At 54.8% G+C, this 22,799-nt stretch carries 15 protein-coding genes and 2 rRNA genes; 13 read left to right on the top strand and 4 right to left on the bottom strand.

Features of this window, described 5'->3' with window-relative positions; all coding sequences use genetic code 11:
* The first annotated feature begins 95 nt into the window (after positions 1–95).
* The 6 genes from NQ842_RS22860 (at position 96) to aceK (ending at position 9,285) form a co-directional block, all read left to right on the top strand.
* Positions 96–2,999 (top strand): 23S ribosomal RNA (locus NQ842_RS22860).
* Between the two features lie 67 nt (positions 3,000–3,066).
* Positions 3,067–3,182, top strand: a 5S ribosomal RNA gene (gene rrf / locus NQ842_RS22855).
* 175 nt (positions 3,183–3,357) lie between these two features.
* Positions 3,358–4,287: a homoserine O-succinyltransferase gene (gene metA, locus NQ842_RS22850; protein WP_194516889.1), complete on the top strand. Its 930-nt coding sequence runs from the start codon at positions 3,358–3,360 to the stop codon at positions 4,285–4,287.
* 270 nt (positions 4,288–4,557) lie between these two features.
* On the top strand, positions 4,558–6,159 hold the full coding sequence (gene aceB, locus NQ842_RS22845; protein WP_257256366.1) for a malate synthase A: 1,602 nt from the start codon (positions 4,558–4,560) through the stop codon (positions 6,157–6,159).
* Between the two features lie 32 nt (positions 6,160–6,191).
* A complete protein-coding gene (aceA, locus tag NQ842_RS22840; protein ID WP_014830257.1) occupies positions 6,192–7,496 on the top strand; it encodes an isocitrate lyase in 1,305 nt (434 codons plus the stop codon).
* Positions 7,497–7,545: 49 nt separating this feature from the next.
* Positions 7,546–9,285 carry a bifunctional isocitrate dehydrogenase kinase/phosphatase gene (gene aceK, locus NQ842_RS22835; protein WP_014830258.1) on the top strand — a complete coding sequence of 580 codons (1,740 nt, stop codon included), beginning with the start codon at positions 7,546–7,548 and terminating at the stop codon, positions 9,283–9,285.
* Between the two features lie 68 nt (positions 9,286–9,353).
* Here the strand turns inward: aceK and iclR are convergent, their stop codons facing one another.
* Positions 9,354–10,181: a glyoxylate bypass operon transcriptional repressor IclR gene (gene iclR, locus NQ842_RS22830; RefSeq protein ID WP_013095025.1), complete on the bottom strand. Its 828-nt coding sequence runs from the start codon at positions 10,179–10,181 to the stop codon at positions 9,354–9,356.
* 193 nt (positions 10,182–10,374) lie between these two features.
* Here iclR and metH point away from each other — a divergent pair, with 193 nt between their 5' ends.
* The 5 genes from metH (at position 10,375) to rluF (ending at position 17,438) form a co-directional block, all read left to right on the top strand.
* Positions 10,375–14,058 (top strand): methionine synthase, encoded by a 3,684-nt coding sequence (metH, locus tag NQ842_RS22825; RefSeq protein ID WP_257256365.1) that lies wholly within the window; start codon positions 10,375–10,377, stop codon positions 14,056–14,058.
* A 115-nt stretch (positions 14,059–14,173) separates the two neighbouring features.
* On the top strand, positions 14,174–15,805 hold the full coding sequence (locus NQ842_RS22820; protein WP_013095027.1) for a Na/Pi cotransporter family protein: 1,632 nt from the start codon (positions 14,174–14,176) through the stop codon (positions 15,803–15,805).
* A gap of 95 nt (positions 15,806–15,900) precedes the next feature.
* Positions 15,901–16,194, top strand: coding sequence for a type II toxin-antitoxin system CcdA family antitoxin (locus NQ842_RS22815; RefSeq protein ID WP_014830260.1), 294 nt, complete (start codon positions 15,901–15,903; stop codon positions 16,192–16,194).
* Positions 16,194–16,511: a CcdB family protein gene (locus NQ842_RS22810; RefSeq protein ID WP_194516887.1), complete on the top strand. Its 318-nt coding sequence runs from the start codon at positions 16,194–16,196 to the stop codon at positions 16,509–16,511. The genes NQ842_RS22815 and NQ842_RS22810 overlap by 1 nt, the downstream gene beginning before the upstream one ends.
* Positions 16,512–16,565: 54 nt before the next feature.
* The gene (gene rluF / locus NQ842_RS22805; protein WP_083021999.1) at positions 16,566–17,438 is read left to right on the top strand and encodes a 23S rRNA pseudouridine(2604) synthase RluF; all 873 of its coding nucleotides are present in this window, start codon (positions 16,566–16,568) and stop codon (positions 17,436–17,438) included.
* Here rluF and NQ842_RS22800 read toward each other — a convergent pair whose 3' ends face one another.
* The 3 genes from NQ842_RS22800 to lysC form a co-directional block, all read right to left on the bottom strand.
* Positions 17,439–17,711 carry a DUF3811 domain-containing protein gene (locus NQ842_RS22800; protein WP_014830263.1) on the bottom strand — a complete coding sequence of 91 codons (273 nt, stop codon included), beginning with the start codon at positions 17,709–17,711 and terminating at the stop codon, positions 17,439–17,441.
* 50 nt (positions 17,712–17,761) lie between these two features.
* Positions 17,762–18,706 (bottom strand): ketopantoate/pantoate/pantothenate transporter PanS, encoded by a 945-nt coding sequence (gene panS, locus NQ842_RS22795; RefSeq protein WP_047360201.1) that lies wholly within the window; start codon positions 18,704–18,706, stop codon positions 17,762–17,764.
* Between the two features lie 92 nt (positions 18,707–18,798).
* The gene (lysC, locus tag NQ842_RS22790) at positions 18,799–20,148 is read right to left on the bottom strand and encodes a lysine-sensitive aspartokinase 3 (protein ID WP_014830265.1); all 1,350 of its coding nucleotides are present in this window, start codon (positions 20,146–20,148) and stop codon (positions 18,799–18,801) included.
* Between the two features lie 375 nt (positions 20,149–20,523).
* Between lysC and pgi the strand changes: the two genes are divergently transcribed.
* Together pgi and yjbE are read left to right on the top strand one after the other, a co-directional pair.
* The gene (gene pgi / locus NQ842_RS22785) at positions 20,524–22,173 is read left to right on the top strand and encodes a glucose-6-phosphate isomerase (protein WP_014830266.1); all 1,650 of its coding nucleotides are present in this window, start codon (positions 20,524–20,526) and stop codon (positions 22,171–22,173) included.
* 367 nt (positions 22,174–22,540) lie between these two features.
* A complete protein-coding gene (gene yjbE / locus NQ842_RS22780) occupies positions 22,541–22,783 on the top strand; it encodes an exopolysaccharide production protein YjbE (protein WP_008503423.1) in 243 nt (80 codons plus the stop codon).
* Positions 22,784–22,799 lie beyond the last annotated feature (16 nt).

Here is a 22,799-nt window from a genome sequence, read left to right as displayed (position 1 = left end):
TGGATCAAGCTGAAAATTGAAACGACACACAGTTAATGTGTGTTCGAGTCTCTCAAATTTTCGCAATCATGAAGTGAAACATCTTCGGGTTGTGAGGTTAAGCGACTAAGCGTACACGGTGGATGCCCTGGCAGTCAGAGGCGATGAAGGACGTGCTAATCTGCGAAAAGCGCCGGCGAGGTGATATGAACCCTTGACCCGGCGATGTCCGAATGGGGAAACCCAGTGTGATTCGTCACACTATCGTTAACTGAATACATAGGTTAACGAGGCGAACCGGGGGAACTGAAACATCTAAGTACCCCGAGGAAAAGAAATCAACCGAGATTCCCCCAGTAGCGGCGAGCGAACGGGGAGCAGCCCAGAGTCTGAATCAGCTTGTGTGTTAGTGGAAGCGTCTGGAAAGTCGCACGGTACAGGGTGACAGTCCCGTACACGAAAATGCACAGGCTGTGAACTCGAAGAGTAGGGCGGGACACGTGGTATCCTGTCTGAATATGGGGGGACCATCCTCCAAGGCTAAATACTCCTGACTGACCGATAGTGAACCAGTACCGTGAGGGAAAGGCGAAAAGAACCCCGGCGAGGGGAGTGAAAAAGAACCTGAAACCGTGTACGTACAAGCAGTGGGAGCACCTTCGGGTGTGACTGCGTACCTTTTGTATAATGGGTCAGCGACTTATATTCTGTAGCAAGGTTAACCGTATAGGGGAGCCGAAGGGAAACCGAGTCTTAACTGGGCGTTAAGTTGCAGGGTATAGACCCGAAACCCGGTGATCTAGCCATGGGCAGGTTGAAGGTTGGGTAACACTAACTGGAGGACCGAACCGACTAATGTTGAAAAATTAGCGGATGACTTGTGGCTGGGGGTGAAAGGCCAATCAAACCGGGAGATAGCTGGTTCTCCCCGAAAGCTATTTAGGTAGCGCCTCGTGAACTCATCTTCGGGGGTAGAGCACTGTTTCGGCTAGGGGGCCATCCCGGCTTACCAACCCGATGCAAACTACGAATACCGAAGAATGTTATCACGGGAGACACACGGCGGGTGCTAACGTCCGTCGTGAAGAGGGAAACAACCCAGACCGCCAGCTAAGGTCCCAAAGTCATGGTTAAGTGGGAAACGATGTGGGAAGGCCCAGACAGCCAGGATGTTGGCTTAGAAGCAGCCATCATTTAAAGAAAGCGTAATAGCTCACTGGTCGAGTCGGCCTGCGCGGAAGATGTAACGGGGCTAAACCATGCACCGAAGCTGCGGCAGCGACACTATGTGTTGTTGGGTAGGGGAGCGTTCTGTAAGCCGTTGAAGGTGGCCTGTGAGGGTTGCTGGAGGTATCAGAAGTGCGAATGCTGACATAAGTAACGATAAAGCGGGTGAAAAGCCCGCTCGCCGGAAGACCAAGGGTTCCTGTCCAACGTTAATCGGGGCAGGGTGAGTCGACCCCTAAGGCGAGGCCGAAAGGCGTAGTCGATGGGAAACAGGTTAATATTCCTGTACTTGGTGTTACTGCGAAGGGGGGACGGAGAAGGCTATGTTAGCCGGGCGACGGTTGTCCCGGTTTAAGCATGTAGGCGGAGGTTCCAGGTAAATCCGGTACCTTTTTAACGCTGAGGTGTGATGACGAGGCACTACGGTGCTGAAGTAACAAATGCCCTGCTTCCAGGAAAAGCCTCTAAGCATCAGGTAACACGAAATCGTACCCCAAACCGACACAGGTGGTCAGGTAGAGAATACCAAGGCGCTTGAGAGAACTCGGGTGAAGGAACTAGGCAAAATGGTGCCGTAACTTCGGGAGAAGGCACGCTGATATGTAGGTGAAGCCCCTGCGGGTGGAGCTGAAATCAGTCGAAGATACCAGCTGGCTGCAACTGTTTATTAAAAACACAGCACTGTGCAAACACGAAAGTGGACGTATACGGTGTGACGCCTGCCCGGTGCCGGAAGGTTAATTGATGGGGTTAGCGGCAACGCGAAGCTCTTGATCGAAGCCCCGGTAAACGGCGGCCGTAACTATAACGGTCCTAAGGTAGCGAAATTCCTTGTCGGGTAAGTTCCGACCTGCACGAATGGCGTAATGATGGCCAGGCTGTCTCCACCCGAGACTCAGTGAAATTGAACTCGCTGTGAAGATGCAGTGTACCCGCGGCAAGACGGAAAGACCCCGTGAACCTTTACTATAGCTTGACACTGAACACTGGTCCTTGATGTGTAGGATAGGTGGGAGGCTTTGAAGCGTGGACGCCAGTCTGCGTGGAGCCGCCCTTGAAATACCACCCTTTAATGGCTGGTGTTCTAACGTAGACCCGTAATCCGGGTTGCGGACAGTGTCTGGTGGGTAGTTTGACTGGGGCGGTCTCCTCCCAAAGAGTAACGGAGGAGCACGAAGGTTAGCTAATCCTGGTCGGACATCAGGAGGTTAGTGCAATGGCATAAGCTAGCTTGACTGCGAGAGTGACGGCTCGAGCAGGTGCGAAAGCAGGTCATAGTGATCCGGTGGTTCTGAATGGAAGGGCCATCGCTCAACGGATAAAAGGTACTCCGGGGATAACAGGCTGATACCGCCCAAGAGTTCATATCGACGGCGGTGTTTGGCACCTCGATGTCGGCTCATCACATCCTGGGGCTGAAGTAGGTCCCAAGGGTATGGCTGTTCGCCATTTAAAGTGGTACGCGAGCTGGGTTTAGAACGTCGTGAGACAGTTCGGTCCCTATCTGCCGTGGGCGCTGGAGAATTGAGGGGGGCTGCTCCTAGTACGAGAGGACCGGAGTGGACGCATCACTGGTGTTCGGGTTGTCATGCCAATGGCACTGCCCGGTAGCTAAATGCGGAAGAGATAAGTGCTGAAAGCATCTAAGCACGAAACTTGCCCCGAGATGAGTTCTCCCTGAGACTTTAAGTCTCCTGAAGGAACGTTGAAGACGACGACGTTGATAGGTCGGGTGTGTAAGCGCAGCGATGCGTTGAGCTAACCGATACTAATGAACCGTGAGGCTTAACCTTACAACGCCGAAGCTGTTTCGGCGGACGAAAGACAGAATTTTCAGCCTGATACAGATAACAGAATTTGCCTGGCGGCTTTAGCGCGGTGGTCCCACCTGACCCCATGCCGAACTCAGAAGTGAAACGCCGTAGCGCCGATGGTAGTGTGGGGTCTCCCCATGTGAGAGTAGGGAACTGCCAGGCATTAATTAAGAAGAACCCCGTACCGTAAGGTGCGGGGTTTTTTGCTTTTGTTTTCTCCCTCTCCTTGAAACTTTCTCACCTTTATCTTGCAGACTCGACATTCACGCCAATACTGGGTATCGTTGGCTGTCTGGATGTCTAAACGTTTATACGTATGCTGTGAGGATACAAGGTTATGCCGATTCGGGTGCAGGACGAGCTACCAGCCGTCAATTTCTTACGTGAAGAAAACGTCTTTGTAATGACCACTTCACGCGCGACAGGTCAGGAAATTCGCCCGCTGAAGGTGCTCATCCTTAATCTGATGCCGAAAAAGATCGAAACAGAGAATCAGTTTCTGCGCCTGCTTTCGAACTCTCCGCTTCAGGTGGATATTCAGCTGCTGCGGATCGATGCCCGAGAGTCGCGTAATACGCCTTCTGAGCACCTGAACAACTTCTACTGTAACTTCGACGATATCCGCGAGGAAAACTTCGACGGACTGATTGTCACCGGTGCGCCACTGGGCCTGGTCGAATTCAATGATGTCGCCTACTGGCCGCAGATCAAACAGGTACTGGAGTGGGCAAAGGATCACGTCACCTCCACGCTGTTTGTCTGTTGGGCGGTACAAGCCGCGCTGAATATCCTCTATGGCATCCCTAAGCAAACCCGCACCGAAAAACTCTCCGGCGTATACGAACACCACATTCTTCACCCTCATGCATTGCTCACTCGCGGTTTCGATGACACTTTCCTGGCCCCGCATTCACGCTACGCCGATTTCCCGGCGCAGCTGATTCGTGACTACACCGATCTGGAGATCCTGGCCGAAACAGAAGATGGTGATGCGTACCTGTTTGCCAGCAAAGATAAGCGTATTGCCTTTGTGACCGGGCATCCTGAGTACGATCCGCATACCCTCGCGTCAGAGTATTTCCGTGATGTTGAAGCGGGTCTTAATCCGGATGTGCCGTATAACTATTTCCCGAAAAACGATCCCCAGAACAAGCCGCGAGCCACCTGGCGCAGTCACGGGAATTTGCTGTTTACCAACTGGCTCAACTATTACGTCTACCAGATAACGCCATACGATCTGCGTCATATGAATCCGACGCTGGAGTAATCTTCTGCTTTAAACGATCCTAAAGCGTTTCAGCTATTCACATCAGGCACCTTCGGGTGCCTTTTTTATTTCCGAAATGACGCTCAACATTTACGTAAACTTTAATTCTACTATTATCAATAAGTTGTACGTATTTTTTAATTGAAATGGAAATTGTTTTTGATTTTGGAAAAAATAGAGATAGTCTTAATTCTGCTGAGCGAAAACTACACAACGATCTTTCGTTCGCATTGGGGATGTGAATTTGGATCTTTGATGAGGAGCAGAGTGATGACTCAACAGGCAACGACGGTCGATGAACTGGCCTTTACCCAGCCGTATGGCGAACAAGAACAGCAAATTTTGACGACAGAGGCGGTCGAATTTCTGACTGAGCTGGTGACCCGTTTTACGCCACAGCGCAATAAGCTGCTGGCGGCACGCATTCACCAACAGCAGGAAATTGATAATGGCAAGTTGCCTGGTTTTATTTCGGAAACCGCTTCCATTCGGCATGGTGAGTGGACAATCCGCGGCATCCCTGAAGATTTACAGGATCGTCGCGTTGAGATCACTGGCCCGGTAGAGCGCAAAATGGTGATCAACGCCATGAACGCCAACGTCAAAGTCTTTATGGCGGATTTTGAGGATTCACTGGCCCCGGACTGGCGTAAAGTGATCGACGGGCAGATCAACCTGCGCGACGCCGTTAACGGCACCATCAGCTATACCAATGAAGCCGGTAAAATTTACCAGTTAAAACCCAATCCGGCGGTTCTGATCTGCCGCGTTCGCGGCCTGCACCTGCCGGAAAAGCATGTCACCTGGCGTGGGGAAGCCATTCCGGGCAGCCTGTTTGATTTTGCCCTCTATTTCTTCCACAACCACAAAAATCTGCTGGCGAAAGGCAGTGGCCCCTATTTCTACTTGCCAAAGACCCAGGCCTGGCAGGAAGCGGCCTGGTGGAGTGAGGTGTTCAGTTACGCGGAAGATCGCTTCAACCTGCCGCGTGGCACCATTAAAGCCACCCTGCTGATTGAAACGCTGCCTGCCGTATTCCAGATGCATGAAATCCTCCACGCCCTGCGCGATCACATCGTGGGTCTGAACTGCGGACGCTGGGACTACATCTTTAGCTACATCAAGACGCTGAAAAACCACCCGGATCGCGTACTGCCGGATCGTCAGGTTGTCACCATGGATAAACCGTTCCTCAGCGCCTACTCGCGCCTGCTGATTAAAACCTGCCACAAACGCGGTGCCTTTGCGATGGGCGGCATGGCGGCATTTATTCCGAGCAAAGACGCTGAGCGTAACAATCAGGTGCTCAACAAGGTGAAAGCTGACAAGGAGCTTGAAGCGCGTAACGGTCACGACGGCACGTGGATCGCCCATCCGGGCCTGGCCGATACGGCAATGGAAGTCTTTAACCATGTGCTCGGCGACAACAAAAACCAGCTGTTTGTCACCCGTGATGACGATGCCCCAATCGCAGAAGAGCAACTTCTGGCGCCGTGCTCGGGTGAACGCACGGAAGAGGGCATGCGCGCCAATATCCGCGTTGCCGTGCAGTACATCGAAGCGTGGATCTCCGGTAACGGCTGCGTGCCCATCTACGGCCTGATGGAAGACGCGGCGACGGCAGAAATCTCCCGCACCTCGATCTGGCAGTGGATCCATCATCAGAAAACGCTCAGCAACGGCAAGCCGGTGACCAAATCCCTGTTCCGCCAGATGCTGGCCGAAGAGATGCGCGTCATTCAGGACGAACTGGGCGAACATCGCTTCAGCAGCGGACGTTTTGATGATGCCGCCCGCCTGATGGAGCAAATCACAACCTCAGATGACTTAATCGACTTCCTCACCCTGCCAGGTTACCGCCTGCTTGCGTAAATCCACCACATAACAATATGGAGCATCTGCACATGAAAACCCGTACCCAACAAATCGAAGAACTGAAGAAAGAGTGGACACAGCCGCGCTGGGAAGGCATCCGTCGCCCGTACAGCGCTGAGGAAGTGGTGAAGCTGCGTGGCTCGGTCAATCCGGAATGCACGCTGGCGCAAAATGGCGCGGCGAAGATGTGGCATCTGCTACATGGCGGCTCCAAAAAGGGCTACATCAACAGCCTCGGTGCGCTGACCGGCGGTCAGGCGTTGCAGCAGGCGAAGGCCGGTATCGAAGCCATTTATCTTTCCGGCTGGCAGGTCGCGGCGGATGCTAACCTGGCCTCCAGCATGTATCCGGATCAGTCGCTCTATCCGGCTAACTCCGTGCCGTCGGTGGTGGATCGGATCAACAACACCTTCCGCCGTGCGGATCAGATCCAGTGGGCGGCAGGTATCGAGCCAAACGATCCGCGCTTTATTGACTACTTCCTGCCGATCGTCGCGGATGCAGAAGCGGGTTTCGGCGGCGTGCTGAACGCCTTTGAGTTGATGAAATCGATGATTGAGGCCGGTGCAGCGGCCGTTCACTTCGAAGATCAGCTGGCATCGGTGAAGAAATGCGGACACATGGGCGGCAAAGTGCTGGTCCCAACCCAGGAAGCGATTCAGAAGCTGGTTGCTGCGCGTCTGGCCGCCGATGTGCTCGGCGTGCCGACGCTGGTGATTGCCCGTACCGATGCGGATGCGGCTGACCTGATCACCTCTGACTGTGACCCGTACGACAGCGAGTTCATTACCGGCGAGCGCACCAGCGAAGGATTCTATCGTACCCATGCTGGCATTGAGCAAGCCATCAGCCGTGGCCTGGCGTATGCACCGTACGCAGACCTGGTCTGGTGTGAAACGTCCACGCCGGATCTGGCGCTGGCAAAACGCTTTGCCGATGCTATCCACGCCAAATACCCGGGCAAACTGCTGGCCTACAACTGCTCGCCGTCCTTCAACTGGCAGAAAAAGCTGGACGATAAAACCATCGCCAGCTTCCAGCAGCAGCTGTCCGACATGGGCTACAAATATCAGTTCATTACCCTGGCAGGCATCCACAGCATGTGGTTCAACATGTTCGATCTGGCGCACGCCTATGCACAGGGTGAGGGCATGAAGCACTACGTTGAAAAGGTGCAGCAGCCGGAATTTGCCGCGGGCAAAGACGGTTACACCTTCGTGTCTCACCAGCAGGAGGTGGGCACCGGCTACTTTGATAATGTGACCACGATTATTCAGGGCGGCACCTCCTCCGTCACTGCCTTAACGGGTTCAACGGAAGAAGCTCAGTTCTAATCTTTTCCCCCTCTCCCCTCTGGGGAGAGGGTTGGGTGAGGGGGAATCTATGTCGCGTGGCCTGGAATTACTGATTGCACAGACTATTTTGCAGGGTTTCGATGCCCAGTATGGTCGCTTTCTGGAAGTCACCTCTGGCGCGCAGCAGCGCTTTGAGCACGCCGACTGGCATGCGGTTCAGCAGGCCATGAAGCAGCGTATTCACCTCTACGACCATCATGTGGGTCTGGTGGTGGAGCAGTTGCGCTGCATCACCGACGGTAAAAACCCGGACGCGGAATTTTTACTGCGCGTTAAGGAGCACTACACCCATTTGTTGCCAGACTACCCGCGCTTCGAGATTGCGGAGAGCTTTTTCAACTCCGTGTATTGCCGGTTATTTGACCACCGCTCTTTATCTCCTGAGCGGTTATTTATTTTCAGCTCCCAGCCGGAGCGTCGTTTTCGCACCATTCCGCGCCCGCTGGCGAAGGATTTTTTCCCCGATCACGGCTGGGAGAAGCTCCTGCACCGCGTGTTAACAGACTTACCGCTGCGCTTGCCCTGGGAGAATAAAGCCCGCGATATTGGCTTTATCATCGCCCACCTCCACGAATCCTTTGGCGAAGAGGCACTCAGCCACTGCCATTTGCAGGTCGCCAACGAGCTTTTCTACCGCAATAAAGCCGCATGGCTGGTGGGCAAGCTGGTGACGCCCTCCGCCACCGTGCCGTTTCTGTTGCCCATCCACCGTACCGATGACGGCGAACTGTTTGTCGATACCTGCCTGACCACCAGCGCCGAGGCCAGCATTGTGTTTGGCTTCGCCCGCTCCTATTTTATGGTCTACGCTCCGCTGCCTGCCGCCCTGGTGGAGTGGCTGCGTGAGATCCTGCCAGGCAAAACCACCGCCGAGCTGTATATGGCGATTGGCTGTCAGAAGCATGCCAAAACGGAAAGCTACCGGGAGTATTTGCGCTATGTTACCACCGCCGATGAGCAATTTATCGAAGCGCCCGGCATTCGTGGCATGGTGATGCTGGTCTTTACGCTGCCGGGGTTTGACCGGGTGTTTAAGGTCATCAAAGATACATTCGCGCCGCAGAAAGAGATGACCGCAGCGCATGTTCGTGCCTGCTATCAGCTGGTGAAAGAACACGATCGCGTCGGGCGTATGGCGGATACGCAGGAGTTTGAAAATTTTGTGCTGGATAAGCGGCAGATCGATCCGGCTCTAATGGCCCTGTTACTGCAGGAAGCACCGGCAAAAATCACCGATCTGGGTGACAAAATAGCGATTAGTCATCTGTATATCGAACGTCGTATGGTGCCGCTGAATATCTGGCTGGAACAGGCCGACGGTCAGGCTTTAAAAGATGCCATTGAAGAGTATGGCAACGCGATTCGCCAGCTTGCCGCCGCCAATATTTTCCCGGGCGATATGCTGTTTAAAAACTTCGGCGTCACCCGTCACGGGCGAGTCGTATTCTATGATTACGATGAAATTTGCTATATGACGGAGGTGAATTTTCGCGATATCCCGCCGCCCCGTTACCCCGAAGATGAACTCTCCGGCGAGCCGTGGTACAGCGTCTCACCGGGTGATGTCTTTCCCGAGGAGTTTCGCCACTGGCTGTGCGCCGACCCGCGTATTGGGCCATTATTTGAAGAGATGCATGCCGATCTGTTTCGTGCCAGCTACTGGCGCGGGCTGCAAACGCGGATCAAAAACGGACATGTGGAAGATGTGTACGCCTACCGTCGTAAACAGCGGTTTTGCATCCGATTTTCTCCCTCTCCCGCAGGGTAAGGGCATCATGTTTTCTCCCTCTCCCTGTGGGAGAGGGCCGGGGTGAGGGCATCAGACCGCACTCAATCCTAACGAATCCCACCATACGCCAGCGTCACCTCTTTCGCCGCCTTAATCACCAGCGCACCCAGCTCGGTTACGCGGTCATCGGTCATACGCGAAATTGGTCCGGAGATGGAGATGGCGGCAAACGGTTCGCGATGCTCGTCAAAGATACAGGCCGCAATACAGCGCAGGCCCAGGGCATGCTCCTCGTCGTCAAACGAATAGCCGCGCTTACGGGTCAACGCCAGATCTTCTTTCAGATGCACCGGTGAAACCAGCGTGGCGTGGGTATAGGCGTGCAGCCCTTTACGGTGCAGCAGCCCCGTCACCTGTTCCTCGCTCAGCTGTGACAGAAAGGCTTTCCCCGCACCGGACGCGTGCATAGGCAGCTTACCGCCAATAGGGGCTGACATACGCATCAGCTGGGTACACTGTACTTGGTCAATGATAATCGCCTGATGGTCGCTCTGGTCGAGTACGGCCAGATTCACGGTCTCGCCCGACTCTTCCATTAATTTGCGCAGGATAGGGTGCACAATCGCCAGCAGGTTGCGGCTTTGCAGGAAGCTACTGCCGACGATGAACGCATGGGCGCCGACTGCCCAGTGCCCCAGCTCCCCAACCTGACGCACAAAACCAAGCTGCTGCATGGTGGTCAGCAGCCGGTGCGTGGTGGAGTTCGGCAGACCAGCCTGCTGAGCCAGCTCCGTCAGGGCCACGCTGCTGTGCGACTCGGCTATCCACTCCAGCAGCTTCAAACCGCGCGTGAGCGATTGAACCTGTCCGCCCTGTTGTGCGGCGGGGGTGGCGGCAGGTTTTCTGCCGCGTTTCGCGGGAACGGTCGTGACCATGACGATCTCCTTTTTCTGTATCGTGGAAATCATTTTCGTTTTATTTGGTGATTTTGCAACCGTTATCCTGACTGATCGGAGGAGTGATGGTGAACATGTCTCATGTTACCGCCGTGTGACTTTTCCACCCTGCAAGATTGTGCCAGTATGGACCGCAGCCTTTTGGCCTGGTTGAGCGTTGTCGGGAGCAAGTGTGAGCAGCAAAGTAGAGCAACTGCGTGCGCAGTTAAATAAACGAATTCTGGTGCTGGACGGCGGCATGGGCACCATGATCCAGAGCTATCGTCTCAGTGAAGACGATTTCCGCGGCGAACGTTTCGCGGACTGGCCATGCGACCTCAAAGGTAACAACGACCTGCTGGTGTTAAGCAAACCGCAGGTGATTGCGGATATCCACAACGCCTACTTCGAGGCGGGTGCCGATATCGTTGAAACCAACACCTTTAACTCGACAACCATCGCCATGGCGGATTACCAGATGGAGTCCCTGTCGGCGGAGATAAACTTTGAGGCGGCGAAACTCGCCCGCGCCTGTGCCGACGCATGGACGGCCCGCACGCCGGATAAACCGCGCTATGTTGCCGGGGTGCTGGGTCCAACCAACCGCACCGCCTCCATTTCACCGGACGTGAACGACCCGGCGTTTCGTAATATTACCTTTGACCAGCTGGTTGCGGCCTACCGTGAATCAACCAAAGCGCTGGTGGAAGGGGGTTCCGATCTGATCCTGATTGAAACGGTTTTCGATACCCTCAATGCCAAAGCCGCGATATACGCGGTGAAAGAGGAGTTCGAGGCGCTGGGCGTTGACCTGCCGATCATGATTTCCGGCACCATCACCGATGCCTCTGGCCGTACCCTGTCAGGCCAGACCACCGAAGCGTTTTATAACTCCCTGCGCCACGCTGAAGCGCTCTCCTTCGGCCTGAACTGCGCGCTGGGGCCGGATGAACTGCGCCAGTACGTGCAGGAGCTGTCGCGCATCGCGGAATGCTACGTTACCGCCCACCCGAACGCCGGACTGCCAAACGCCTTTGGCGAATACGACCTGGATGCGGACACCATGGCGGCGCAAATCCGCGAATGGGCTGAATCCGGTTTCCTGAATATCGTTGGCGGCTGCTGCGGCACTACGCCGGAGCACATAGCCGCCATGAGCAATGCCGTGGCCGGTCTGCCGCCGCGTAAACTGCCCGAGCTGCCGGTTGCCTGCCGTCTCTCCGGCCTTGAGCCGTTGACCATCGGCGATGACAGCCTGTTTGTGAACGTTGGGGAGCGTACAAACGTTACGGGCTCGGCAAAGTTTAAACGGCTGATCAAAGAAGAGAAGTACAGCGAAGCGCTGGACGTTGCCCGCCAGCAGGTTGAAAACGGCGCGCAGATCATCGACATCAACATGGATGAGGGGATGCTCGACGCCGAAGCGGCGATGGTGCGTTTCCTCAACCTGATCGCTGGCGAGCCGGATATCGCCCGCGTGCCGATCATGATTGACTCCTCCAAATGGGAAGTCATCGAAAAAGGGCTGAAGTGCATTCAGGGCAAAGGTATCGTCAACTCCATTTCAATGAAAGAAGGCGTCGATATCTTCATTCACCATGCAAAGCTGGTCCGTCGATATGGCGCGGCCGTGGTGGTGATGGCCTTTGATGAAGTGGGCCAGGCCGATACCCGCGAGCGAAAAATTGAAATTTGCCGCCGCGCGTACAAGATACTGACTGAAGAGGTGGGCTTCCCGCCGGAAGACATTATCTTCGACCCGAACATCTTCGCCGTTGCGACCGGGATTGAAGAGCACAATAACTACGCCCAGGACTTTATCGGCGCGTGTGAAGACATCAAACGTGAGCTGCCGTATGCGCTGATCTCCGGCGGCGTGTCGAACGTGTCGTTCTCGTTCCGCGGCAACGACCCGGTGCGTGAAGCGATCCACGCCGTATTCCTCTATTACGCCATTCGCAATGGAATGGACATGGGGATCGTCAACGCCGGACAGCTGGCGATTTACGACGACCTTCCTGCCGAACTGCGCGATGCCGTAGAGGACGTGATCCTGAACCGCCGCAACGACGCCACCGAGCGACTGCTCGATCTGGCAGAAAAATACCGCGGCAGCAAATCGGACGACGCTGCCAATGTTCAGCAGGCCGAGTGGCGTGCCTGGGATGTAAGGAAACGGCTGGAATATTCGCTGGTAAAAGGCATCACCGAGTTTATCGAGCAGGATACCGAAGAGGCTCGTCAGCAGGCTGCACGGCCCATCGAGGTTATCGAAGGGCCGCTGATGGATGGCATGAACGTGGTGGGCGATCTGTTCGGTGAGGGCAAAATGTTCCTGCCGCAGGTAGTCAAGTCCGCGCGCGTGATGAAGCAGGCCGTGGCGTATCTGGAGCCGTTTATCGAAGCCAGCAAAGAGCAAGGTTCCAGCAACGGTAAAATGGTTATCGCCACCGTGAAGGGCGACGTGCATGACATCGGAAAGAACATTGTCGGTGTGGTGCTACAGTGCAATAACTACGAGATTATTGACCTTGGTGTAATGGTGCCGGCGGATAAAATCCTCAGGACCGCGCGCGAAGTCAATGCTGACCTGATTGGCCTTTCGGGGCTGATTACCCCGTCGCTCGACGAGATGGTTAACGTGGCGAAAGAGATGGAGCGTCAGGGCTTCACCATTCCGCTGCTGATTGGCGGGGCGACCACCTCAAAAGCGCATACTGCGGTGAAGATTGAGCAGAACTACAGCGGCCCGACGGTCTATGTACAGAACGCCTCTCGCACCGTGGGCGTGGTCTCAGCGCTGCTCTCCGACACCCAGCGCGATGACTTTGTGGCCCGGACCCGCAAAGAGTACGAAACCGTCCGCATTCAGCATGCCCGCAAGAAACCGCGCACCCCACCGGTGACACTTCAGGCGGCGCGCGATAACGATCTGGCGTTTGACTGGGCGAGCTATACGCCGCCGGTTGCCCATCGTCTGGGCGTGCAGGAGGTGACCGCCAGCATCGAAACGTTGCGCAACTACATCGACTGGACACCATTCTTTATGACCTGGTCGCTGGCGGGCAAATATCCGCGCATCCTGGAAGATGAGGTTGTCGGCGAAGAGGCGAAGCGCCTGTTTAAAGACGCTAACGACATGCTCGACAAACTCAGCGCCGAGAAAGCCCTTAACCCGCGCGGCGTGGTGGGGCTGTTTCCGGCGAACCGTGTGGGTGATGACATCGAAATTTATCGCGATGAGACGCGCACCCACGTGCTGGCCGTGAGCCATCATCTGCGTCAGCAAACCGAGAAGGTTGGGTTTGCCAACTACTGTCTGGCCGATTTTGTCGCGCCAAAGCTGAGTGGCAAAGCCGACTACATCGGTGCCTTCGCCGTGACCGGCGGTCTGGAAGAGGATGCGCTGGCGGACGCCTTTGAAGCGCAGCATGATGATTACAACAAAATCATGGTCAAAGCGATTGCCGATCGCCTGGCGGAAGCGTTCGCAGAGTATCTGCACGAGCGCGTGCGTAAGGTGTACTGGGGCTACGCTGCGAATGAAAATCTCAGCAATGAGGAGCTGATCCGCGAAAACTACCAGGGGATCCGCCCGGCGCCGGGTTACCCGGCCTGTCCGGAACATACCGAAAAGGGCACCATCTGGCAGCTGCTGGACGTTGAAGCCCATACCGGGATGAAACTGACCGAATCTTTCGCGATGTGGCCAGGGGCATCGGTTTCCGGCTGGTACTTCAGTCATCCGGACAGCAAGTACTTCGCCGTGGCGCAGCTGCAGCGCGATCAGATCGAAGATTATGCACTGCGTAAAGGCATGAGCGTCTCTGAAGTGGAACGTTGGTTAGCGCCGAATCTCGGCTACGACGCCGACTGACGTCACTTTTCCTTACAACTAACAGGGCGCTCAATGAGCGCCCTGTCTCTTTCTTACGTTTAAACCCTTATACTGACCTAAGGAAAACGAATAACGATAAGGAGGATAACCTTCCGTGCTGACCCTGTTACATCTGCTTTCGGCAGTCGCACTGCTGGTCTGGGGCACCCATATTGTCCGTACCGGCGTGATGCGCGTGTTTGGCGCACGTTTACGTACCGTTCTCAGCAGCAGCGTAGAGAAGAAACCGCTCGCCTTCTGCGCGGGTATTGGCGTAACGGCGCTGGTTCAGAGCAGTAATGCGACCACATTGCTCGTGACATCGTTTGTCGCGCAGGATCTGGTGGCGCTGGCTCCTGCACTGGTTATCGTGCTGGGGGCTGACGTGGGTACCGCCCTGATGGCACGTATCCTGACTTTCGACCTCTCCTGGCTGTCACCGCTGCTGATATTTATCGGGGTTATCTTCTTCCTTGGGCGTAAACAGACACGCGCTGGCCAGCTTGGACGCGTGGGAATTGGCCTTGGGCTGATCCTGCTGGCGCTGGAACTGATTGTGCAGGCGGTAACGCCCATTACCGAAGCCAACGGCGTGCAGGTCATCTTTGCCTCGCTGACCGGTGACATCATGCTGGATGCGCTGATTGGCGCGGTATTTGCCATCGTCAGTTACTCCAGCCTGGCGGCTGTACTGCTGACGGCGACCTTAACCGCCGCCGGGGCGATCTCCTTTCCGGTCGCACTGTGTCTGGTAATCGGGGCTAACCTCGGTTCTGGCCTGCTGGCGATGCTCAATAACAGCGCCGCCAATGCTGCCGCCCGCCGCGTGGCGCTCGGCAGTCTGCTGTTTAAGCTGGTGGGCAGCCTGATTATTCTGCCGTTTGTGCACCCACTGGCGAACCTGATGGACAACCTCTCTCTGCCGAAGGCAGAGCTGGTGATCTACTTCCACGTCTTCTACAACCTGGTGCGCTGCCTGGCGATGGTTCCGTTTGCTGAGCCAATGGCGCGCTTCTGTGAACGGCTTATCCGCGACGAGCCGGAGCTGGATGCGCGCCTGAAACCGAAGCATCTGGACACCTCCGCGCTGGATACCCCTGCGCTGGCGCTGGCCAATGCCGCCCGCGAAACGCTGCGCATGGGGGATGCGATGGAAACCATGCTCGAAGGACTGCAAAAGGTAATGCACGGCGAGCCGCGGGAAGAGAAAGAGTTGCGCAGGCTCGCGGATGATATCAACGTGCTCTATACCGCCATCAAGCTCTATCTGGCGCGCATCCCGCAGGATGAACTGGCGGAAGAGGAGTCCCGCCGCTGGGCGGAAATCATTGAAATGTCGCTTAACCTTGAGCAGGCCTCGGATATTGTGGAGCGGATGGGCAGTGAAATTGCTGACAAATCCCTGGCCGCCCGCCGTGCGTTCTCCGTCGAAGGGCTGAAGGAGCTGGAAGCCCTGCACGAACAACTTCTGAGTAACCTGAAGCTGGCGATGCTGGTCTTCTTCTCAAGTGATGTGCCGAGCGCACGCCGCCTGCGTCGCAACAAACATCGTTTCCGTATCCTCAACCGCCGCTACTCGCACGCCCACGTTGAACGTCTGCACCAGCAAAACGTGCAAAGTATCGAAACCAGCTCCCTGCATCTGGGGCTGCTGGGGGATATGAAACGCCTTAACTCATTGTTCTGTGCGGTGGCGTACAGCGTGATGGAACAGCCGGATGAAGATGACGAGCGGGATGAGTATTAATCTCTGAAAGCGCCTCGCAAAACCCATTTGCGAGGCGTGACGCTTTATAAAGCGCAATTTACTCTTCAGACCTTATATTTTGAAGGGAATAGAAAATGCTCGTTTATTACGCTACACTTCGCCAATTCATGCGCATTCCAATGGGGGTTCTCATGCGCACTACCCATGGCATTAAAAAATCAGTCAATGTTTCGTTAGCACCTGAAATTCTTGAAGAAGCGCGACGGCTGAAACTCAATCTCTCTGCTGTACTCACGGCCGCTCTACAGGAGCAGTTTCGTGCGCATCAGCGCGCAGAGTGGTTAGCAGAAAATAAAGCGTCTATAGAGGCCATCAACCAGTGGGTTGATGAAAACGGCTCCTTTAGTGATTTTCAGAGGTCGTTCTGATGGAGCAATATTTTGCTTATGAGAATGAAGGCAATGGGAGAAAAGCCTATCCATGGCTTATTAATATGCAGCACCCTGTTGCTAATGTGATGAAACATGTACTTGTCGCTCCCGCCGTTGAATTAAGCCTGCTGGGCGGCATTCGTCCGCCTGCGAAAGTGTGCCCTGTCGTTGAAATCGCGGGTAAGCCTTGCGTTGTCATGATGCATATGCTGTCAGGCATATCTTCAAAAGAGTTAGGTGAACGCGTTGCCGATCTCACTGACAACAGAGCTTCATTGCGGGATGCACTCGATTTTCTGATCAACGGTTACTAGGCCTTTTTTGTCAGCCGCAAGGTAAGGTATATTTCGCCCTTCACAGGAGAAACTATGCTGCCAACTCAATCAACCCGATTAAACAAATACATTAGCGAGAGCGGGATCTGCTCACGTCGCGAGGCGGACCGTTACATCGAACAAGGTAATGTGTTCCTCAACGGCAAACGCGCCACTATTGGTGACCAGGTGATGCCTGGCGACGTGGTTAAAGTGAATGGTCAGCTCATCGAACCGCGTGATGCAGAAGACCTGGTGTTTATCGCGTTGAATAAACCGGTTGGTATCGTCAGTACCACGGAAGAGGGCGAGCGGGACAACATTGTTGATTTCGTTAACCACAGCAGCCGTATCTTCCCGATTGGTCGTCTGGATAAAGACTCCCAGGGGCTGATTTTCCTCACTAACCACGGCGATCTGGTGAACAAGATTCTGCGTGCCGGTAACGACCACGAGAAAGAGTATATCGTGACGGTGAATAAGCCGGTGACGGACGAATTTATCCGAGGAATGGGTGCAGGCGTACCGATTTTGGGCACCGTGACGAAGAAGTGTAAGGTCAAAAAAGAGGCACCCTTCGCGTTTCGTATCACGCTGGTGCAGGGCCTGAACCGCCAGATCCGCCGTATGTGCGAATACTTTGGCTACGAAGTGACGAAGCTGGAACGCACGCGCATCATGAACGTCAGCCTGTCCGGGATCCCGCTGGGCGAGTGGCGTGACCTAACGGACGACGAGCTGATTGAGCTGTTCAAACTTATCGAGAACTCCTCGTCCGAAGCAAAGCCGAAGGCCAAAGCGAAACCGAAAACTCAGACGATGAAGCGTCCGGTCGTGAAGGCGCCTCAGGCGGAAGAAAAAGGGCGTGGCAAGCCGGGCAACGGGAAACGTTTTACCCAGCCGGGCCGTAAAAAGAAGGGGCGCTAATTAGCGCCTTCCACGGGTAGAGGTATTGGCCGACCACGAAAAGGTCGTTTCAGTATCCGGCTTATATGCCTGCTGCTTTTTCAGTTTGCGGGCTTTCTTCGCCTCGGCATCACGCTGCGCCATCAGTTTGTCGATGTACTCTTTTTTCACCTGATTGGTTTCGGCGTTTGTCAGCGTGCGGCCATGCGCGATGCGTGCGCGGTCAAGAAGCGTTTTAAGTTCACGCTGCTCGGCTTCCGTCATGTCTTTCTGGGTTAATCGTGGTGTCGCCATTGCTGAAGCCTCCTGAGAGAGAGGCTTCAGTGTAAAGCAAGTACCGTAAATTAACCCTGTTTCACCGCATCTTTTTTCGTTTGTTCATCAATCGGTTTACCGGACCAGTATCCCGCCAGTAGTGAACCGGACAGGTTATGCCAGACCGAGAAGAGCGCACCAGGCAGAGCCGCCAGCGGCGAGAAGTAGATTTTCCCGAGCGCCGCCGCCAGACCGGAGTTCTGCATTCCTACCTCAATGGCCAGCGTCCGGCAGGTGGATTCATCGAAACCAAACAGTTTCCCGCCCCAGTAGCCGCCCAGCAGGCCAATGGTGTTATGCAGCACGATCGCGATAATCACGACAAAGCCCACGGATGCAATGTGCGACGCGGAACCTGCCACCACGGCGCTGATGATGGCCAGAATACAGACCATCGAAAACGCAGGCAGATACGGTTCAACGGCTTTCACCACGCGCGGGAACAGGTGGTGAATGACCAGACCCAATGCGATCGGGATCACCACGATTTGCAAAATGCTCAGCAGCATTCCCATCACGTCCACCTGGATATGCGCATCCACATACAAGCGTGTTAACAATGGTGTGGCAATGACGCCAACCAGCGTGGATACCGAGGAGATGGTCACGGAGAGCGCCACATCGCCTTTTGCCAGATAGATCATGACATTCGACGCGGTTCCGCTGGCCACGCTGCCCACCAGTACCATCCCGGCGGAGAGGTCGGGTGGCATCTTAAAGGCCATTGCCAGCAGCCAGGCCGCAAGAGGCATCACCAGGTAGTGCAGGAAAATCCCTGCGGCAACCGGAGCCGGGCGTGACAGCACGCGTTTAAAGTCGTCGATTTTTAGGTGTACACCCATGCCGAACATAATCAGCATCAGCAACGTAGTCACCCACGGACCAATGCCCGTGAACGTAGTGGGGGTGTAATACGCGAGTATGGAGAGCAGCAGCGCCCATAACGGGAACAGCCGGGTGATGGCGGATAACATAGGTATTCCTTGCAGTATTGTCGTGTTGTTTAGTTATAAAAAAGCCGGGTCTGTGCCCGGCTTATAGGTATTGTTTATCGTGCTAACGAATTTTATTCAAACAAATTCTGATGAAGTTTTTGCACAACCTGCTCCGCCTGCTCAGCTGGCACCAGGAAGCAGAGGTTGTAGCTGGAGGCACCGTAGCAAATCATACGGATATTGAACGGATCGAGTACCCCGAAGACCTCTTTGCCCACGCCACAGGCGCGCGACAGCTTATTACCGATGATCGCCACCAGCGCCAGGTTTTCTTCTACTTCCACGCGGCACAGTTCAGACAACTCAATCAGCAACGACTGCGTCAGCAGGGTGTCACCCGTTGAGGTTGAACCGGTGGTGTCCAGCGTCAGCGCGATGCTCACTTCGGAGGTGGTGATCAGATCCACGGAGATATTATGACGCGCCAGGATGCCAAACACTTCCGCCAGGAAGCCGCGCGAGTGCAGCATATTATGGCTGTGCAGCGTGACCAGCGTTTGCTTACGGCGCAGGGCCAGCGCGCGGAACAGCGGTGGGTTTTCGGTTTTCTTGCATACCAGCGTACCGCCCGCTTTCGGATCTTTACTTGAACCGACAAAGACCGGGATATCACTACGCACGGCAGGCAGCAGCGTTGCCGGGTGCAGCACTTTCGCACCGAAGGTCGCCATTTCCGCCGCTTCTTCAAACGCAATCACATCAATACGTTTTGCCGCAGAGACGACGCGTGGATCGGTGGTGTAGATCCCCGGGACGTCAGTCCAGATATCGACGCGGGTCGCGTGCAGCGCTTCGCCCAGCAGCGCCGCGGTGTAGTCACTGCCGCCACGGCCAAGCGTGGTGGTGCGGCCTTTGGCTTCGCTGCCGATAAAGCCCTGGGTGATCACGATACCCTCATCCAGGCGCGGGGCCAGCTGCTGATTGGTCAGCTCGGCCAGCGCTTCCACGTCCGGCTCGGCGCGGCCAAAGCGATCGCTGGTGCGCATGATTTTACGCACGTCGAACCACTGTGCCTGAACATGACGTTCACGCATGATTTCAACAAACAGCAGGGTGGACATGAGCTCACCGTGGCTGACCAGTTCATCGGTCAGGGCGGTGGAGGTGGCCAGAGAAGCGGCTTCTGCCAGCGTGGTGATATTTTCCAGCAGGCGCTCTACTTCCTCGCGGATCACGTTTGGATTCTGCAGACGTTCAAGGATGTCGAACTGAATTTTGCGCAGTGCGTCCAGCTTAACGAAGCGCTCGGTGGCCTCCAGTCCTTCAGACAGAGAAACCAGCAGGTTCGTCACGCCAGCAGAGGCAGAAAGCACTACCAGGCGGGTATTCGGATCGGCCAGCACCACATCGGCGCTGCGGTTCATGGCATCGTAATCTGCCACACTGGTGCCGCCAAACTTGGCGACCACAAAACTCGTCATAACAACCTCGTGTCAGGGAATGAATAAAGCGACCATGGCACAAGAATGAAACGAAAACAGGTGCAGGCGCAAAATACGGCCCTATAAATAAAATGCGGGGGAGGTCCTGTCAATGCCGGGATTATGCGGATTTTTCATGGGGGGGTACCCCTGAGAAACAGGACTTATAACAGGGCCATATTTTATGCTTCATTTTACCCGGTTTTGACCGACATTTCGCCGCCACGGGTGGGCGCGTCAGCAGCTATACTTTTCGGGTCTTTTCACCTGCGTTTGATGCAGGCCAGGGCAATGGCATAAAAACCATCACAATTTTTATTTGCAGGCGCTACAATCGACCGCAGTCACAATTCTCAAATCAGAAGAGTATTGCTAATGAAAAACATCAACCCAACGCAGACCGCTGCCTGGCAGGCACTACAAAAACATTTTGATGAAATGAAAGACGTCACTATCGCGGAGCTGTTCGCGAACGATGCCGATCGTTTCAACAAATTCTCCGCGACCTTCGATGACCTGATGCTGGTGGATTTCTCCAAAAACCGCATTACCGAAGAGACGCTGGCGAAACTGCAGGATCTGGCAAAAGAGACTCAGCTTGCCGACGCCATCAAATCCATGTTCTCCGGTGAGAAGATCAACCGCACCGAAGACCGTGCCGTGCTGCACGTGGCACTGCGTAACCGTAGCAATACGCCAATCATCGTTGATGGCAAAGATGTGATGCCGGAAGTGAACGCGGTGCTGGAAAAGATGAAAGCCTTCTCTGAAGCGATCATCTCCGGAAGCTGGAAAGGCTACACCGGCAAAGCGATCACCGACGTGGTTAACATCGGTATCGGCGGCTCTGATCTCGGCCCGTTCATGGTGACCGAAGCGCTGCGTCCATACAAAAACCACCTCAACATGCACTTTGTCTCTAACGTCGATGGTACCCACATCGCCGAAGTGCTGAAGAACGTGAACCCGGAAACCACCCTGTTCCTGGTGGCGTCTAAAACCTTCACCACCCAGGAAACCATGACCAACGCCCACAGCGCGCGCGACTGGTTCCTGAAAACCGCGGGCGACAACAAGCACGTGGCGAAGCACTTCGCGGCTCTGTCCACCAACGGTAAAGCGGTCGGTGAGTTCGGTATCGACACCGCGAACATGTTCGAGTTCTGGGACTGGGTGGGTGGCCGTTACTCTCTGTGGTCCGCGATCGGTCTGTCCATCATCCTCTCCGTGGGCTTCGACAACTTTGTTGAGCTGCTCTCCGGCGCGCACGCGATGGACAAACACTTCTCCACCACCGCACCTGAGAAAAACCTGCCAGTGCTGCTGGCGCTGATCGGCATCTGGTACAACAACTTCTTCGGCGCAGAGACCGAAGCGATCCTGCCGTACGACCAGTACATGCACCGCTTCGCGGCCTACTTCCAGCAGGGCAATATGGAATCCAACGGTAAATACGTTGACCGTAACGGCAACGCGGTGGATTACCAGACTGGCCCAATCATCTGGGGTGAGCCAGGCACCAACGGTCAGCACGCGTTCTATCAGCTGATTCACCAGGGAACCAAAATGGTACCGTGCGATTTCATCGCCCCGGCTATCACCCATAACCCGCTGTCTGATCACCATCCGAAACTGCTGTCTAACTTCTTCGCTCAGACTGAAGCGCTGGCGTTTGGTAAATCCCGCGAGGTAGTAGAGCAGGAATACCGTGACCAGGGTAAAGATCCAGCCACCCTGGAACACGTTGTGCCGTTCAAAGTGTTCGAAGGCAACCGCCCAACCAACTCCATCCTGCTGCGTGAAATCACGCCATTCAGCCTGGGCGCGCTGATTGCCCTTTATGAGCATAAGATCTTCACGCAGGGCGCTATCCTGAACATCTTCACCTTTGACCAGTGGGGCGTTGAGCTGGGCAAACAGCTGGCGAACCGCATTCTGCCTGAACTGGGTGATGATAAGGCGATTAGCAGCCACGACAGCTCGACAAATGGTTTGATTAATCGCTATAAAGCATGGCGCGCGTAATTAAATCTTCATAAAAACGTGCCGGCGATATGCCGGCATTTTTTTATCGGATAATTCCTGATGTCTGTTATTTAGCTCAAATTCCCGTTCTGAGTTTTATCTGAAAATACCCTTTAACCGGTTAATGAGTACGGTTTATTTTAGGATTATACGGAGTAGTGATTTTACTGAGTGTAATTATATCTATTTGATTTTTATTGATTCTTTAATTTCTAAATTGTTCTTATATTTCAATTTTATCCAATAGTCCGAAAACCCTTCCTCTATTTATCCGTACGGCAATCCCTCTGCTTTAGTTGTGTATACTCGAATCCGCCTGGAATTCTTTTCGGGCAAATCTCCATTCATTCATTGAAGGGAAATTGTTATGAAGAAAGTACTGTATGGCATTTTTGCCATATCTGCGCTTGCGGCGACATCTGTTTATGCAGCTCCGGTTCAGGTCGGGGAAGCAGCAGGGTCGGCTGCGACGTCTGCGTCTGCGGGGAGTTCTACCGCAGCCAGCGCCAGCACCGTAAGTTCAGCCGTGGGTGTCGCGCTGGCGGCAACCGGTGGCGGTGATGGCTCCAATACCGGAACCACGACCACCACAACGACCAGCACCCAGTAATAGCGGGTGTTTTAAT

This window comes from Enterobacter cloacae complex sp. R_G8, assembly GCF_024599795.1.
GTDB classification, from domain to species: Bacteria; Pseudomonadota; Gammaproteobacteria; order Enterobacterales; family Enterobacteriaceae; genus Enterobacter; species Enterobacter dissolvens.
Note: the sequence above shows the minus strand (reverse complement) of the source record. Positions and strands in the feature narration are given on the sequence as shown.